This window comes from Halomonas salipaludis (assembly GCF_002286975.1).
Taxonomy (GTDB): Bacteria; Pseudomonadota; Gammaproteobacteria; order Pseudomonadales; family Halomonadaceae; genus Franzmannia; species Franzmannia salipaludis.
Genome location: NZ_NSKB01000013.1, coordinates 1 through 16,056 on the forward strand (window position 1 = coordinate 1; position 16,056 = coordinate 16,056).

A 16,056-nucleotide genomic window follows, 5' to 3' on the forward strand; every position below is an offset into this window, starting at 1 on the left:
GGGCAGGGTCGCGGCATGCGACTCCACCGCGCCGGTGAGCGGGTAGCAGCCCAGGGTGCGGAAGCGCACCCACTTCTCCTCGGGGACTTCGCCTTCCTCCAGCGGCAGGCGCTCGTCGTCGACCATGACCTGCATGCCGTCGCGCTCGACGATCGGCCGCGGCGCGGCGTAGTAGAGCGGCACGATGGGGATCTGCTCGAGGTAGATGTACTGCCAGATGTCCAGCTCGGTCCAGTTGGAGAGCGGGAAGACGCGGATCGATTCGCCCTTGTTGACCTTGGCGTTGTAGATGCTCCACAGCTCGGGGCGCTGGTTCTTGGGGTCCCAGCGGTGGTACTTGTCGCGGAACGAGTAGACCCGCTCCTTGGCGCGGCTGGCCTCCTCGTCGCGGCGCGCGCCGCCGAAGGCGGCATCGAAGCCGTGCTCGGTGAGCGCCTGCTTGAGCGCCTGGGTCTTCATCACGTCGGTGTACTTGGCACTGCCGTGGTCGAAGGGGTTGATGTTGGCCGCGCGCCCCTCCTCGTTGGTATGCACGATCAGCTCCATGCCCGCCTCCGCCGCCATGCGGTTACGGAAGGCGATCATCTCCTTGAACTTCCAGGTGGTGTCGATATGCATCAAGGGAAACGGCGGCGTGCCCGGGTAGAAGGCCTTGCGCGCCAGGTGCAGCATCACCGAGGAGTCCTTGCCGATGGAGTACATCATCACCGGATTGCGGAACTCGGCGGCCACCTCGCGGATGATGTGGATCGACTCCGCTTCGAGCTGCTTGAGGTGGGTCTGGCGTTCGGGAGTAAGGCCGACTATATCGTTCATTACACTACCAAGTTGGTTAATAATACAGAAAAAATTTTAAGCAGGTCGCACTCTAATTTTGGTTGACCGTCTGAATGCGTATAATCATTCATACATCAGAGATAGTCTTGCAGGACTTTCAAATCATGAAAATATATTCTATATATCTTACTTTTTTAAACGCTTCTTAAAAAAAGAAAACTTCCTTATAAAGAACATTTTTAAGAGCTGTACAAACAAAAAAACAAGCTCGCGAAAGGAAAAAGAAGGCAAGCTAGAGAACAAGTTAGCGGCTGCCTTGCTTGCAAAATATGTCGCTAACCGACTATTTCCTTTCCTGGAGTAGTATTGCATTATCCAATATTGGGTGTTAATAGAGTGAGCTTTTCTCTTTCTATCATCTACTAATGACCAAACACCACCCTCATGACGACGATAGACTGCGGGGATGATTTCAGGAAGGTATTTTGACCCTCCAAATTCGCCGAGTCTGCTCAAGAAAAAGTCATCACCATTTACCACTTGCGAGTGCTCAGGAGGTGCTTCCCCTAACTTATTCACGAACATAGCTGAGAGTGTAAGAACGTAGACACCTCGTTGCAACTCCATTGCCGAAAAATCACGCTTTTGATTATCGCGCAATTTAGTCTCTCGAACAACGATACCATTTTCTATCACACAAGCGTCATGACCACATACAGCAAAACCCGGGTTGCTTTCTAGGAAGTCAGCCTGTATTTGTAGCTTATTTTCATCAAGCCAGTAATCATCCCCTTCGCATAAAGCGATGTATTTACCGCGAACCAAGTGTGCCGTGAAATTTCCTGGCCTTTTCCCTTGCGAGTATTGATTTTCTTTTTGCAACACCCCCCTTATAATAAAGGGATAGCGCTCCATATACTCAGATATTATCTTATCGGTTCCATCGGCCGATGCATCATCATGTATTATTACTTCAAAAGGAAAATTAGTACGCTGCATTAAAAAACTATTTATCGCATCCCGGATATAGCCAGCATGATTATAAGCATTACATTTAATTGACACTAATGGTGATGATAAATCGCCTTTCCAGTTTGATATTATCTGGTCCTGATCTTGAGGCTCAGGGGGCCTAGGAGCATGATCTCCAAGCTGTAAACCAGTGCGTGAAATACTTCCAGCTTCTTTTACGTTCATTATTCCACCACTAATATTTTTTAAAAAGATAAGAATATTTTTCCTCAACATCAAGCATGCTTGCTCTTTAACAGCATCTTACGAATAATGGGAAATCTCCCACCTGCCATTTCAAAAAACAAACTAAACCCAGGCACCCTAAAAACGGCGCAAAGCAAAATATAAGCCACACTTCCTAATACACCATATATCAAAACCTCAAGAGTGGACGAAAAATAAGATATACTGACAGCCCAATAAACAACTCCGCTTACAAATGAGGATATAATAAATGCAGGAAAGAAATCTTTGAATTGCTCAACGACAGAGTAACCAATTAACTTATCAGAGTAGTAGCTATTGGGTATGTAAGCCAAAACCCCAAGAAAAACCTGCCCTATCAATATTCCAATAACCCCGAATCTATAGCTGAAAAACAAAATTGAAAATGTCATCACTTTCTTGAGCACAGAGATCCCAAGATATAAATCCGACCTCCCTTTTACTTTAAGAATATTTAAATTAATTGCATGAAGTGGGTAGAGAAGGCTAGCAATACACATTATTTGCAGATATGGTATCGCAGGTTTCCAGCGATCAGGAAAAGCTATATCAAAAAGTGGAGATGCTAATGCTGCGAGCATAAATACGCACGGATATAAAATAAATGTCGTGACCTGTAGGACTTTTCTATACCCTTCTTTAAGTCTTACGCTTTCATCTTGAAGCTTAGAAAGGGCAGGGTAAGTGACTTTTTGTACTGCCCTGACAAGTTGATCTACTACAAGCTCTTTAATTCGATGTGAAAAATAATATAACCCAGCGACTGCGGCCCCAAAAAGGCTTGCGATCACCAAGACATATATGTTTTTTGTTATTTGGGTGAGAAGATTCGCCAAGAACAACTTATAACCGAAGCTATATAACTCTCTCAAAACCAAAAAATCAAAAGTGAAGCTGGGGCGCCAATTTTGCATCCACCATAAGAACAGGGCCAAAAGTAACGAACTAAGTAGCAATTGAACAATTAGTGCCCATACACCACCGTCAAAATAAGCAACAAAAACCGCAGTAACGCCTGAAATAAAACTTGCAGGTATCGATGCTTTTAGCTGAAGTTTAAAATTGAGATCACGGGTCAGTATAGCGCTTTGTATTATATGTAGCGAGTTGATAATCACAACCAGACCTGCCACTCGGATAAGTTGAATTAACCTTTCTTCATCATAGAAATTAGCAATATATGGAGCGCCAACATAAAGGATTAAATAAGCGACCAAACCTAGAAAAATATTAGCGTAAAAAGCAGTATTTAAGGCATCTTGATCAACTTCTTTCCTTCTTATAACTGCCTGTTTTATTCCAGAATCCATTAGTGAAGAAGCAATAGTGACAAAAACAGAAATCATTGCCAACAAGCCGAAATCTTCTGGGAGCAGCAACCGAGCAAGCAATAAGGTCACAAGCAAGCTGATCCCTCGCTTGCTAAACTGCTCTAAAAAGGTCCAGAAAATTCCGCTTACAGTACGAGCTCTTAACAAGTAATCAACCCTCAGGGAAAGACATAATAATTGATAGCACTAGCAGTACTATGATTTATTAGCATCACTAACTCGTATCACTCTTGCAGGGTTCCCTGCAACAACCTCATATTCTGCAACATCTTTTATGACGACTGAACCAGCTCCGACACTAGAAAAGCACCCCAATGAGCTTGCTTTTCCGGAAGGCACAATGGCACCTTGTCCAATGAACACTCCCCTACCTAAGGCAAGATATGCTCCTACAACACATAAACCAGCGACAAAGCAACCTTCATTGATTATCGAATGATGGCAAATCAGCGAGTTATCGCAGACAATAGAAAAACGCTTGATGGTAGCCTTGGCTTGAACCGCCACATTTCTTTTAAGTATCACCCCCTCCTCAATGGTAGCGCTAGGTGATACCTCAGTTAACGGATGAATAAGTGAAGGAATAATACCTCCATTTTCGAGGATGTCACCTGCAGTCTTCATCCTGACCTGGTTATTACCCATAGACAGGGCAAATTTTTTCCCTTGCCCCCCCCTCTTTGTTGCCAGTAGTGAGTCTATAGAGCTGATGATCTGGAGACCATGAAAATACTCACCATCACGTTCATCATTGTAATGGTAAAGCCCTCTCACCACATAGCCGCAAGTTTGTGCCAACTCAATTATAACAGCCGTATATGGTCCAACTCCAACCACATAAATATCATCCTTCATGCTCAAGCTCACAGATTACCGAACGCCTTTTACCCGATGCCAGCACAGGAATGTCACTGACAACTTCGACTTCCACTTCCGCCTCATTGCCAAATATGTTTTTCACACAATCAATGATGACCTTATCGTCAATAGGCCGATATAGATTCAACTTGACGACATAGCGACTAGAGGTTTTCTGAATAAACTGCCACTGCTTAATTTCAGGATAAACTTTCAATGTACGGGATAAGGTAATAGGGTGTATAGGATCCCCCCCAGCACTAAAGACTAAATCCTGCTTACGGCCATATATGGCAGAAAGATATGAATACTCTTGTTCAGCCTCTTCTCCGCGACTTATGACCCCGGTGTCGCCCGTATCATAGCGAATCATCGGAAAAGCGTAGTTAAAGAGGTCTGTCACTACGATTCGACCCAGCTCACCCGGCTCCGCAGGCAGATCGCAGTCCAGCTTGAGGATTTCAAAATAGTAGCTGGCATGGTTTAGCTTGAAGCCTTCATTGCCGGCTAGCTGCTGAGCCAGCACACCCTGCTCTTCATTAGAATAACGAGAAACAATATATGCACCAAAATGTTGTTCTACTTTATCCCTGGTCTCGTCATGCAGATGCTCAGAAATGGCAATCAGGGTCTTGAGTGTCTTGGTCTTTGCAAGCGAAGACGGGTTGTTTGTGACGAAGTTTACGAGCTGTGATAACCAGCTAGCATAACCGATTACCGCAATCGCTCTCTTCCGTTCAATGAATTCCAACAGCTCAGTCAAGCGCTCATCGCCCATGGAGCTAGCGTCAAACTTATACACATTGTCCTTAAATGATTTAAATCGATCGGCTTTATTATCTGCATTGAAGGCCTGCAGCTGAACCAGAGGTTCGTGGGAAAGATACCCCGCCAGCTCGCCAAAATATTTCAATTCAGCAATTCTTCTCGCACGTTTTCGAGTATCCTGGGGAACTTTAAACACCATACCAGTTGAGCCACTGGTTTTGGCGATATGCATGGAGCCGCGTTGATGCGGTACCATTGCAGGAGGTACGCAAACGTCCCGGTAGTTCTCGATTAAAACCTGCTTGTTAACTACAGGAAAATCTTGAATCCCCCTGCCGGTCAGGCTTTTATAAAATGGCGAATTAGTAGTAGCATAATCCAGTAAATCAGTTATTCGTTGGCTCTGCTTTTCTAGACCCAGGCTTGGCTCAGATAACTCTTTTCGAATTTCTTTGAGGTTGGCACCAATACCTTGACCTTCCATGCGATCACGAGCAAAGAAAACAACCCTTCGCAAATTTCCACCTAAGCTCATAGCACTCCCTCGCCTAAGCTGCTAACCACAATTTCAATAACCGAATTAGCAATTAATTCTTGGTCATTCTCAGACAAGCCATAAAAAATTGGCAAGCATATAATACGACTTGCGACATCTTGCGAAATACCAGCTCCAACCGCTTTTCCATATGAAGCAATGTCTAGTGATGGATAAAAGTAACGCCTTGCTGAAATGTCCTTCGAGCGCAAATGCTCGAGCGTTGCAAACAACTTTTCCTGATCTTTAAGCATCATCGGAAAATATGCATAATTACATGAGGCCGATGGATTTCGATACTGTAGTTGAACCTTACTTTTAAATGCAGCCTCGTAAGTGTGCCAGGCTTTTTCCCGACCCTTCAGATTTTCATCAATCTCATCTAATACACATAGTCCCATGGCTGCCTGGAATTCACTCATCTTGGCATTGATCCCGACATCAGTGATTTCTTCGGGTGCAGCAAGACCAAAGTTAGTCATCCTGCGAGCGCGCTCCAAGTCCTCTTTACGCTTGAAGATAATGGCACCGCCCTCAATGGAGTGAAACAGCTTGGTCGCATGAAAGCTAAGGGTTGTGGCATCACCGTGCTTTAGAAGGCTCTCTCCTTTATACGTCACACCAAATGCATGGGCACCATCATAGATGACTTTTAGCCCATGCTGGCAAGCAATAGCTTCAATAGTCTCAACGTCACAGGCATTACCAAATACATGGACAGGTACAATAACTTTAGTAGTCGATGTAATGGCTGCTTCTATATTGGCCGGGTCGAGGCACCAGGTATCGGGATCTATATCGACAAACACCGGCTCCACGCCTTCCCACTTCAGTGAGCTTGCCGTTGCCACATAGGTAAAGGGAGTGGTAATCGCTTCGCTTGGCCTATCACCACTAACATTCAAAGCACGATAGGCAATCTGTAAAGCGAGCGTACCATTACCAACAAGCAGTAGGTTCTCTACTCCCAAATAAGCTTCCAAGCGCTGCGTCAATTCCTGTACCAATGGCCCATTGTTAGTCAGCCATGCTCGCTCATAGATACCATCGATATATCGGTCCAACTTTTCACGGCTCGGCAAATAGGGCTTGGTAACAGGGATCATAACGATGCGACCTACAGAATTTGGAAGGAAAATCAGTTATCAATCTTCGTCGATTAATGAAAGAAGATACTTTCCATAGCCATTTTTGGAGAGTTTATCGCCAGCGACTTTAAGCTGAACAGTAGACATCCAGCCGTTTCGCCAAGCAATCTCTTCCAAGCAGGCAATTTTATAGCCTTGGCGCTTTTCGATTGTTTCAACGAATTGAGCAGCCTCAAGAAGGCTCTCATGCGTACCAGTATCGAGCCAAGCAAAACCGCGCCCCAGCTGCTGGACGCTTAGGTCGCCTCGCTCAAGATACGCCTGGTTCACGCTGGTAATCTCAAGCTCGCCACGATGTGAAGGCTTCACCTGCTTGGCGATCTCGATGACATCGTTATCATAGAAGTAGAGACCTGTCACCGCATAGTTTGACTTGGGCTTGTCAGGTTTTTCTTCAATTGAGAGGGCGCGCTTCTGTTTATCGAACTGAACTACGCCAAAGCGCTCAGGGTCTTTGACCTGGTAGCCAAATACCGTGGCCCCCGTTTCCTGTGCCGCGGCACTCTTCAGTTTGGGGCTGAAACCTTGGCCATAGAAGATATTATCTCCAAGTACCAAACAGACACTATCTTCACCTATAAATTCTTCGCCTATGATAAATGCCTGCGCCAGTCCATCCGGGCTCGGCTGCTCGGCATAGGCGATGCTGATACCAAACTGTTGGCCATCCCCTAACAGACGGCGGAAGCTCTCATTTTCTTCAGGCGTCGTAATGACCAGCACATCACGAATACCCGCCAACATTAATACTGACAGCGGATAGTAGATCATGGGCTTGTCATAAATCGGCAGAAGTTGCTTGGAGACCCCCATGGTAATAGGGTAAAGGCGTGTTCCGCTACCACCAGCAAGAATAATACCTTTCATAACACTCCCTATTCCTTTTTTCCAGATACGACATAAGAACAAAATTCAAGAACTTTCTTCTTGTTAATATTGATATCCTCAGTAGCATCCAGCACGAGAACATCAACGTCATACCGCTGTAAGACTGAAAGTATTTTTCTTTTGCTTTTCTTCGATCTTTCAATAAATTCGGTTACTTCTTTTTCGCCAGCATAATAAAACCAGTCATTTCCAGCCCCAGGCTTTTGGGAGCTTCTTGCTTTCAAGTTCTTGATAATCTGAGTTGTAGGCGCGTCATACATAAGTACTGAACGGTTTTCAAAAAAACGCTGCAGTTCAGTATGTAGCTTATTCTCACCGTTTTCATTCAACTTTTCATGGTACCAAAGCAGTTCCTTGGAAAAATTATGCGTAACGCCTTCATCAGAGAAAAGGCCGCGAGCTAGCTTCGTGTGTCGGAAATACACATCTGCCGCAATTTCTTTTACGAAAAACTCATGGAGTGACACTTTACGCTGAAGTGTCTCCTTACCTAAAAATACATTTTCGTATTTTTTCTTCAAAAGGCACTCTATAAATAACGCATCTTTTTCTTGAAGCAAGGAAAAACTGCTACCATGATAGTTGCTTATTTTTTTAACATCTTGCCTAAAATACCACCCCCCCTCTAGCTCAGACCGGAGATGATTATAAAAATAGGTCTTGCCTACTCCCGAGGGGCCTATTAGCTCGATAATATGACCTACAGAGGGACGCTGATGTTTATCAGTAGTTAAATCTTTAGGAATCTTGCTTAGCTGAACACCATTCGTTATCAATAGCTTATTCAGTAGCGAAGTAAGTTGCATACACTCCTCCTTATCTTACTTCACATAGAGCTCAGCGGAACCAACACCCAACCTTTCACGCTGGTAGCTGCCATCCTGGACTCGGCGGCACCACTCGAGGTTTTGCAGGTACCACTCCACCGTTTTGCGAATTCCACTCTCGAAGGTCTCCGCAGGCGTCCAGTCAAGCTCGCGCTCTATCTTGCTGGCGTCGATGGCGTAGCGCAGGTCATGCCCGGGGCGGTCCGGCACATACGTGATCAGCGAGTGGTAGGGCGAATGAGCAGAGGGAGCCAGCTCGTCGAGCAGCGCACACAGGGTATGTACCACATCGATATTACGCTTCTCGTTGTGGCCACCGATATTGTAGGTCTCCCCCGGCGCTCCCTGGGTCACTACCCGGTATAGAGCGCGGGCATGGTCTTCAACGTATAGCCAGTCGCGAATCTGCTCGCCTTTGCCATAAACGGGCAGCGGCTTGCCCTCCAGGGCATTGAGGATCACCAGCGGTATCAGCTTTTCAGGAAAGTGATAGGGCCCGTAGTTATTCGAACAGTTGGTGACGATGGCAGGAAGGCCATAGGTACGCGACCAGGCGCGCACCAGGTGGTCCGAGCTCGCCTTGCTCGCCGAATAGGGTGAGCTGGGAGCATAGGGTGTCTGCTCGGTAAATAGTCCTTCCGGCCCGTCCAGATCCCCATACACTTCATCAGTAGAGATATGATGCAGCCGAAACGCTGCTTGACGAACGCTGTTTAGGCCCTGCCAGTACTGACGTGCGACCTCAAGCAAGGTGTAAGTACCGACGATATTGGTCTCGATAAAGGCTGCAGGCCCATCGATGGAACGATCTACGTGGCTTTCAGCCGCCAGGTGCATGACGGCATCGGGCTGGTGGCGCTTGAAAACATCAGCCAGGGCTGGCTGATCGCACACATCGAGTTGCTCGAAGGCGTAGCGGGGGTTATCGGCAACGGACTGCAGCGACTCGAGGTTACCCGCGTAGGTGAGCTTGTCGACATTCACCACCTGGTCATCGGTGTCATTAATCACATGGCGAATGACCGCCGAGCCAATAAAGCCAGCGCCACCGGTAATCAAGAGTTTCATAACGGGCCTTCTGTCATCCTGACATTGCTTACGTTGACGGTTACGCCGATGTGATGTGGCGGCCGACAGAGTAGTAGGTGAAGCCTTTATTGCGCATGCGTGCCGGCTGGAACATGTTGCGCCCGTCAAACAGGGTCGCCTGGCTGAGCTGAGACTTGATGAGGTCAAAATCCGGGGCGCGGAAGCTCTGCCATTCGGTGACGATCACCAGTGCATCGGCACCCTTGAGGGCCGCTTCTTTCGTGCCACACAGCGTCAGGCCGTCACGCGACCCGTAGATACGCTGGGTCTCTTCCATGGCTTCAGGGTCGTATGCCTGCACCTTGGCACCAGCCTGCCACAGCGCTTCCATCAGCACCCGGCTGGGCGCTTCACGCATATCGTCGGTGTTGGGTTTGAAGGCCAGCCCCCACACGGCAAAGGTCTTGCCGTCGAGCTGCCCATCGAAATGACGAAGAATCTTGGCAAACAGCGTGGTCTTCTGCTCCTGATTGCGCGCTTCGACGGCCTTGAGCACCTTGGCATCGAAGTCGATATCGCCGGCCGTGCGGATGAGTGCCTGCACGTCCTTGGGAAAGCATGAGCCGCCGTAGCCCACTCCGGGATAGATGAAGTGGTAGCCAATCCGCGGGTCGGAGCCGATGCCCTGGCGCACCGCTTCGATATCGGCCCCTAGGCGTTCGGCCAGGTTAGCCATCTCGTTCATAAAGCTGATCTTGGTGGCGAGCATGCAGTTGGCGGCATACTTGGTGAGCTCAGCGCTGCGTACATCCATGACGATGATCTTGTCGTGGTTGCGGTTGAACGGCGCGTAGAGCTCACGCATCACCTCGATGGTGGCTGCGTCCTGGGTGCCGATGATGATGCGATCGGGTTTCTGGCAGTCGGCGACGGCGCTGCCCTCTTTTAGAAACTCCGGGTTGGAAACGACGTCGAAGCCCAAATCAGTCCGGCCTCGCTTGGCGAGTACCTCTGCCACCTTGGCTTTCACCTTGTCGGCGGTGCCAACGGGGACCGTCGACTTGTCGATAATGATCTGGTCGCACTGCATATGCTCGGCGATGGTTTGCGCCACCGCCAGCACATACTTGAGGTCTGCAGAGCCATCTTCGTCGGGCGGGGTTCCGACGGCGATGAACTGCACCTGGCCGTGCTTGACCCCCGCCTCGGCATCTGTGGTGAACTCTAGCCGGCCCGCGGCATGGTTCTCGCGCACCAGCGGTTCCAGCCCCGGCTCATAGATCGGGATCTGGCCCTGGATCAGCCGCTCGACCTTCGACGCATCCACATCCACGCACACCACATGGTGGCCTACATCGGCGAGAATCGCGCCCTGCACCAAACCAACATAACCTGTTCCAAAAACCGTGACGTTCATGCCACTCCTTCCATGTTCTTGATGGCGCTGCTCCACTGCGCATGCTCAGGAAGCATCGCTAGTGCCAAACCTCACACTTGGTAGTAGTCGCGGTACCAGGCAACGAAATTCGCCACGCCCTGCTTGACGGGGGTAGCCGGCTTGTAGTCGACGGCCTTCTCGAGCTCGCTGCTGTCGGCGAAGGTATCGGGCACATCGCCCGGCTGCAGTGGCAGCAGATCTTTCTTGGCCGGCTTATCGAGCGCCACCTCGATCGCCTCGATGTAGGCACTCAGCTTGACCGGGTCGTTGTTGCCGATGTTGAACAGCCGATACGGCGCATTGCTGGTCGCGGGATCGGGGGCATCGCTGTCCCAATCGGGGTTCGCCGTGGCCACCTGGTCACTGGCGCGGATCACCCCTTCGACGATGTCGTCCACGTAGGTGAAGTCGCGCGTGTGGTTGCCATGGTTGAACACCGGAATCGGCTCATCGGCCAGGATATTCTTGGTGAACTTGAACAGTGCCATGTCCGGCCGGCCCCAGGGCCCATACACCGTGAAGAAGCGCAGCCCGGTGGTCGGCAGGCCGAATAGATGGCTGTAGCTGTGCGCCATCATCTCGTTGGCCTTCTTGGTCGCGGCGTAGAACTGCAGGGGATGGTTGGCACCTTCATGCTCGGAGAACGGCATCTTGGTGTTGGCCCCATAGACGCTGCTGGTACTGGCGTAGGTGAGGTGCTGCACCTTGGCGTAGCGGCAGGCCTCCAGGATATTGGTGAAGGCCACGACATTGCTCTCGACGTAGCTGTGCGGGTTCTCCAGTGAGTAACGCACGCCGGCCTGAGCCGCCAGATGGATGACGCGCTCGATGCCATGCTCATTGAAGCAGTCGTTCACCGCCTGCTGATTGGCGAGGTTGTCGCGCACGAAGTGGTAGTCACTGCCAGTGCGCTTGGCGGTTTCTTCCAGTATCGCTAGTCGCGCCTCCTTGATGGCCGGGTCGTAGTAGTCATTGACGCTATCGAAGCCGACCACGCTGTCACCGCGCTCGAGCAGCCGCTTGACGGTATGGAAACCGATAAAGCCGGCATTACCTGTTACTAATATTTTCATGAAATCACAACCTGAATAAAGAACTAGCGGTAATTGTAAAAGTAATAGCCATAGTGCCCTGAGGCCGTCGACGCCTTGCGCTCCATGGCATTCAAGATCGCGCCCTGCACCACAAGACCGTTGCCTTCCAAGCGCCGCTTGGCTGCCATGATCTCACGCACCGGGTTGGTCTCGAAACGCGCCACCAGCAGGGTGGTATCGCACTGCTTGCCGACCACGCTGGCATCGGTCACCGCAAGCACCGGCGGCGTATCGACGATGATCAAGTCGAACTGCTGGCTAAGGGTTTCCATCGCCTCGGCGAAGCGTGGCTGCATGAGCAGCTCCGAGGGGTTGGGCGGCGCCGTGCCACGCGTGACCACCCAGTAGTTATCCATGCCGGTGGGCTGAATGATCTCGTCAAGCGATATCTGCCCAGCTAGGAAGTCTGCCAGGCCGTTCTCGCTCTTCTTGCCGAAGGCGTGGTGGATATGACCTTTGCGCAGGTCGGCGTCGATGAGTAGTACCCGCTTGCCTGCCTGGGCGCTGACGGCCCCCAGGTTGATGCTAACGAAGCTCTTGCCAACACCGGGGCTTGGGCCGGTAATCATCAAGCGATTATTGCGCCCTTCGAGCATGGCAAAGTGCAGGCTGGTACGCAGCCCACGCAGCGCTTCGAGTGCCAGATCCGCTGGCTCGCGTTCCGCTAGCACCCCGACCACGATGTCCTGAGCGGGCTTGCGGCGCTTGCGCTTGACCCTTCGGGCCAGCTTGTTCTGCGCCGTGGAGAGCGGGATAGTGGCATATACCGGCAGGCCAGCGGACTCGATCTGCTCGGGTGAGTCCACGCCGCGGCGCAGCAATTCACGCAGCAGGACACCGCCAACCGCGAGGATAAAGCCCAGTAGCGTGGCGAGAACGGTGGTTTTTGCCTTGTTCGGTGCCACCTGCCCTGAGATGACGGCACGATCGATGATGCGGATATTGCCGATGGTACCTGCCCTGGCAACCTGCAGTTCCTGCATCTTGTTGAGTACGTTGACGTAAATTGCCTGGGTAACCTCAACGTCGCGGGTGCGTCGCACGACTTCCTGCTGGGCAGCCGGCAGCTCATTGACCCGGGCATTAAGCTCGGTGCGGTCCTGCTCGATCTGGCGCTTCTGCCGTAGTAGTGCCTGGTAGCTGGGGTGGCTAGGGGTATAACGCTGCGCCAGCTCCGCCTCCTGGAACTCCAGTTCGTTGAGACGAGTATCGAGCTCGATATAACGCTGGATGGCGGCCTGAGCCTCACTGCTCAGGTCCACGCTGTCCAGGTTGGCCCGGTACTCGTTGAGGCTCTGCTCGGCGCCAACCAACTGCTCGCGCAGCTCCGGGGCCTGCTGTTCGAGGAACTCCAGGCTCTGCTGTGCCTGGGCCGATTGGCGCTCGACGTTCTGGGTCAGGAAGGTTTCGGCCACCGCATCTAGAGTGCGAGTAATTTCCTGAGTATCCGGTCCCATCATGGTCATACGCAGCATGCCGGTCGGCGAGCCTCGTCCTCCTGCCTCGACGACCTGCAGGCGGCTGCCGATGGAGCGAATGGCCGAGTTGCGGTGCTGCCTCAGCAGTTGAAAGCGCCCACCAACGGCGGCATCGAAGCGTTCAATGGTCAATTCCAGGTCGCCATCGAGGAAGACCGCAGGTTCGCCAATGTTGCCATTGCCTACCGCCTCACCGTTGACCAATACGCGATAGCGGTCGTCGATGATACGTTCCACCAGTATCTGCTGGCCGCGGCGCCTCTCGGCCAATTCGAAACGCGGCACATCAATGCTCTCATCGCCCCATATATGCGGCTGCCCCTCCATAAAGGATGGGCGAGGAATATTACGTCGCAATACGAAATTGCCGATGACAGGGACTTCCACCGGCCGGATGATAATGTCCTGGCTCAATCGGTCGACGACTTGCCCAAGCACCATGCGGGATTGCAGTATCTGCAGCTCCGCTGGCGTATTCAGTTCTTCTGCCCCGATGACGTTGCCAATATCGCCCAGGGGGCTCACGGTCGAGCGCCGCTCAACCTGTACCAGGGCATCGGATTGATAGATCGGTGTGGCCAACATCCCGTGAATGATGCCGACCGCTGCGAATAAGCCGGTGACAAAAATAATCAACCACTTATGATCGAACAGCACGCCGATCATACGGCCCAGGTCGATCGTTTCCTCGGGTGGGGCTTGCGTCACAGATTTATCAGACATTGGGCTCTACTTCGAAAAGTGGAAAGGAAAATATTGGGCAACTGTTTCATAATCGCGACGCCCATCCCTCTGTAGCATCAACCAAAAGTTGGTGAACATGCGTGAAGACTTCCCGGCTCTTGCGGTAAGGGTCGGGAATGTCACGCCCCTTGCCTGCATCGAGCCACTGGCCAAGACGCATGGTCTTGCCCAGTGTTTCAGGCCAGCGGTTGGCAATTTCACGCCGCTGGCCATCGCTCATCACCAATACCAGGTCGGCGCTGGCCAGCATTGCACTATCCAGCTGGCGTGCTTGATGGCTTTCGAGGTCAAGTCCTTCGGCCAGCGCCAGCTGCAGCGCGTTGGGTTCCACCCCCTGCCCGACCATGGCCCCGAGCCCGGCGGAATCGACGCGAAGCTCGGGGCGCCGCCTGCGCAACATGGCCGCAGCCACTGGGCTGCGGCAGATGTTGCCGGTGCATACCACCAGTACATGATCGAACATGCTTAGAGTAAATCCTCGAGGTTCTGGCTAGAGCCACGGATGTTACCCGGCAGCCCGATCGACGGCAGCAACAAGCTGATCACACGGTTCCAGCGTGCCAGCGGCGCCGTAGTCACGTATACGATATCCCGCGGCTCGAGCGGAAAACCACCGGCAAGGGCAAATGCCGTGGCATCGTTGACGTCCAACTGATATACCGTCGCCAGTTTGTCGCTGGTTTCAGGCTGGCGGCGCAGCACGAAGATACCCGATGGGTCGGCGGTCACTTCATTGATCCCACCAGCCCGCGAGATGGCATCCGAGAGTGACAGGCGCTCCCGGTTCATCGACAGGTTACCCGGTGAGCGTACCTGGCCCATCATGGCGATGCCCTGGTTCTCGGCGGTAGGCACGTGAATGATATCGCCATCACGTAGCAGGCGATTCTGACGCTGGTCGCCCTCGCTGAGTAGCGCGTAGAGCGACAAGCGCTCCTCCTGGCCGTCGCGAATAAAGGTCAGGTCGTGCCAGAACGCTGCAGATGTGGGACCGCCCACCTCGCTGATGGCATCGATGATGGTCATGGGGACGTTGGTGACCGGCACGATGCCTGGGTCGTCAACCGCCCCGGTGACATAGACTTTCTGTGAGTTGAAGGCCGCCACGAACACATCGACCTGGGGGTCGGTGAGGTATTCGGAGAGTCCATGCGTCAGCTGCAGGCGGATCTCATCGGAGGTCTTGCCCGCCACATTGATGCGCCCCAGGAAGGGGTAGAAGATGGTGCCATCGCCGCGCACCTGATTGCCGGCCTCTGCCGCGCTGCGCTCGGCCCCCGCCGGAATCGTCAACTCCGGGTGGTCGTACACCACGATGCTGAGCACATCCCCCGGGCCCACGTTGTACTCATAGTCGGATAGTTGCCCGCGTAGCTCATCCGGCATGGGGCTTACGCGTCGCTCTGCGCGCTCGAGGGAACCTATGAGCTCCGGCGTGATAGGTTCGATATCGACCAGATGCGAGAGCTCAGGGGCATCTTCAGTGTCATAGCTCATATGCCCCCCAGGGGCGATCACGCAGCCCCCCAGCGCGAGTACTGCGAATAGCGTCATGATATGGCGTGAAGCGGTTAAAGTACGCATTGGCCGTTCCCCCGATCCTTTCAATTGTCGTTTTGCGCCCTATCCCTGGCGAACTCTTCCAGGCACGCTACCGCCCCGGAGTGTAGTAAGGCGCATCTCCGAGGCCTGAAGCGTTAGTACGCTTGCATATACTGATTGTCTCAATGGCCAATAGCCGACTCACAGGGAGCCGCGTCGACGCATTGCTGCTTTTTCTCTTCAAGACGTATCCGTAATCTTCCGCTGCTCGCGGCCTGAAAGCCCGCGGTTGGCGGTCATTACCACAGCCGCCACGATACGTCCTTGTCGCTCACTCTCTTTTCACACCCGGCGCCCTTG

At 52.0% G+C, this 16,056-nt stretch carries 14 protein-coding genes; all 14 read right to left on the reverse strand.

The window, feature by feature from the left end; all coding sequences use genetic code 11:
* Window positions 1–816 (reverse strand): sulfate adenylyltransferase subunit CysD (gene cysD, locus CK498_RS23620; protein ID WP_095623306.1); only part of this gene is annotated, 816 nt, incomplete at its 3' end.
* Between the two features lie 147 nt (window positions 817–963).
* Window positions 964–1,974: a glycosyltransferase gene (locus tag CK498_RS23625; RefSeq protein ID WP_217987848.1), complete on the reverse strand. Its 1,011-nt coding sequence runs from the start codon at window positions 1,972–1,974 to the stop codon at window positions 964–966.
* A 50-nt stretch (window positions 1,975–2,024) separates the two neighbouring features.
* Complete coding sequence (locus CK498_RS23630; protein WP_176475890.1) at window positions 2,025–3,494, reverse strand: lipopolysaccharide biosynthesis protein; 1,470 nt, start codon at window positions 3,492–3,494, stop codon at window positions 2,025–2,027.
* 48 nt (window positions 3,495–3,542) lie between these two features.
* On the reverse strand, window positions 3,543–4,202 hold the full coding sequence (locus CK498_RS25955; RefSeq protein WP_141246998.1) for a PglD-related sugar-binding protein: 660 nt from the start codon (window positions 4,200–4,202) through the stop codon (window positions 3,543–3,545).
* Window positions 4,192–5,508, reverse strand: coding sequence for a phenylacetate--CoA ligase family protein (locus tag CK498_RS23635; RefSeq protein ID WP_141246999.1), 1,317 nt, complete (start codon window positions 5,506–5,508; stop codon window positions 4,192–4,194). Before CK498_RS23635 ends, CK498_RS25955 begins: the two co-directional genes overlap by 11 nt.
* A complete protein-coding gene (locus CK498_RS23640) occupies window positions 5,505–6,614 on the reverse strand; it encodes a DegT/DnrJ/EryC1/StrS family aminotransferase (RefSeq protein WP_095623310.1) in 1,110 nt (369 codons plus the stop codon). The genes CK498_RS23635 and CK498_RS23640 overlap by 4 nt, the downstream gene beginning before the upstream one ends.
* Window positions 6,615–6,653: 39 nt before the next feature.
* Window positions 6,654–7,523 (reverse strand): glucose-1-phosphate thymidylyltransferase RfbA, encoded by an 870-nt coding sequence (gene rfbA, locus CK498_RS23645; protein WP_095623311.1) that lies wholly within the window; start codon window positions 7,521–7,523, stop codon window positions 6,654–6,656.
* A gap of 8 nt (window positions 7,524–7,531) precedes the next feature.
* Entirely contained in the window at window positions 7,532–8,350 is an 819-nt protein-coding gene (locus CK498_RS25960) for a hypothetical protein (protein WP_141247000.1), read from the reverse strand.
* Window positions 8,351–8,365: 15 nt separating this feature from the next.
* Window positions 8,366–9,439: a dTDP-glucose 4,6-dehydratase gene (gene rfbB, locus CK498_RS23650; RefSeq protein WP_095623312.1), complete on the reverse strand. Its 1,074-nt coding sequence runs from the start codon at window positions 9,437–9,439 to the stop codon at window positions 8,366–8,368.
* Window positions 9,440–9,479: 40 nt separating this feature from the next.
* Entirely contained in the window at window positions 9,480–10,817 is a 1,338-nt protein-coding gene (locus CK498_RS23655) for a UDP-glucose dehydrogenase family protein (protein ID WP_095623313.1), read from the reverse strand.
* A 71-nt stretch (window positions 10,818–10,888) separates the two neighbouring features.
* The gene (locus tag CK498_RS23660; RefSeq protein ID WP_095623314.1) at window positions 10,889–11,911 is read right to left on the reverse strand and encodes an NAD-dependent epimerase; all 1,023 of its coding nucleotides are present in this window, start codon (window positions 11,909–11,911) and stop codon (window positions 10,889–10,891) included.
* Window positions 11,912–11,934: 23 nt separating this feature from the next.
* Entirely contained in the window at window positions 11,935–14,133 is a 2,199-nt protein-coding gene (locus tag CK498_RS23665; RefSeq protein WP_095623315.1) for a polysaccharide biosynthesis tyrosine autokinase, read from the reverse strand.
* Between the two features lie 46 nt (window positions 14,134–14,179).
* Window positions 14,180–14,617, reverse strand: coding sequence for a low molecular weight protein-tyrosine-phosphatase (locus tag CK498_RS23670; RefSeq protein WP_095623316.1), 438 nt, complete (start codon window positions 14,615–14,617; stop codon window positions 14,180–14,182).
* Window positions 14,618–14,619: 2 nt separating this feature from the next.
* Window positions 14,620–15,738: a polysaccharide export protein gene (locus tag CK498_RS23675; RefSeq protein WP_095623317.1), complete on the reverse strand. Its 1,119-nt coding sequence runs from the start codon at window positions 15,736–15,738 to the stop codon at window positions 14,620–14,622.
* Window positions 15,739–16,056: the final 318 nt, after the last annotated feature.

Bases quoted from the DNA above. Each gene is read 5' to 3' on its own strand.
- CK498_RS23625 (WP_217987848.1), bottom strand. From the start codon at position 1,974: ATGAACGTAAAAGAAGCTGGAAGTATTTCACGCACTGGTTTACAGCTT.
- CK498_RS25955 (WP_141246998.1), bottom strand. From the start codon at position 4,202: ATGAAGGATGATATTTATGTGGTTGGAGTTGGACCATATACGGCTGTT.
- CK498_RS23635 (WP_141246999.1), bottom strand. From the start codon at position 5,508: ATGAGCTTAGGTGGAAATTTGCGAAGGGTTGTTTTCTTTGCTCGTGAT.
- CK498_RS23640 (WP_095623310.1), bottom strand. From the start codon at position 6,614: ATGATCCCTGTTACCAAGCCCTATTTGCCGAGCCGTGAAAAGTTGGAC.
- rfbA (WP_095623311.1), bottom strand. From the start codon at position 7,523: ATGAAAGGTATTATTCTTGCTGGTGGTAGCGGAACACGCCTTTACCCT.
- CK498_RS25960 (WP_141247000.1), bottom strand. From the start codon at position 8,350: ATGCAACTTACTTCGCTACTGAATAAGCTATTGATAACGAATGGTGTT.
- rfbB (WP_095623312.1), bottom strand. From the start codon at position 9,439: ATGAAACTCTTGATTACCGGTGGCGCTGGCTTTATTGGCTCGGCGGTC.
- CK498_RS23655 (WP_095623313.1), bottom strand. From the start codon at position 10,817: ATGAACGTCACGGTTTTTGGAACAGGTTATGTTGGTTTGGTGCAGGGC.
- CK498_RS23660 (WP_095623314.1), bottom strand. From the start codon at position 11,911: ATGAAAATATTAGTAACAGGTAATGCCGGCTTTATCGGTTTCCATACC.
- CK498_RS23665 (WP_095623315.1), bottom strand. From the start codon at position 14,133: ATGTCTGATAAATCTGTGACGCAAGCCCCACCCGAGGAAACGATCGAC.
- CK498_RS23670 (WP_095623316.1), bottom strand. From the start codon at position 14,617: ATGTTCGATCATGTACTGGTGGTATGCACCGGCAACATCTGCCGCAGC.
- CK498_RS23675 (WP_095623317.1), bottom strand. From the start codon at position 15,738: ATGCGTACTTTAACCGCTTCACGCCATATCATGACGCTATTCGCAGTA.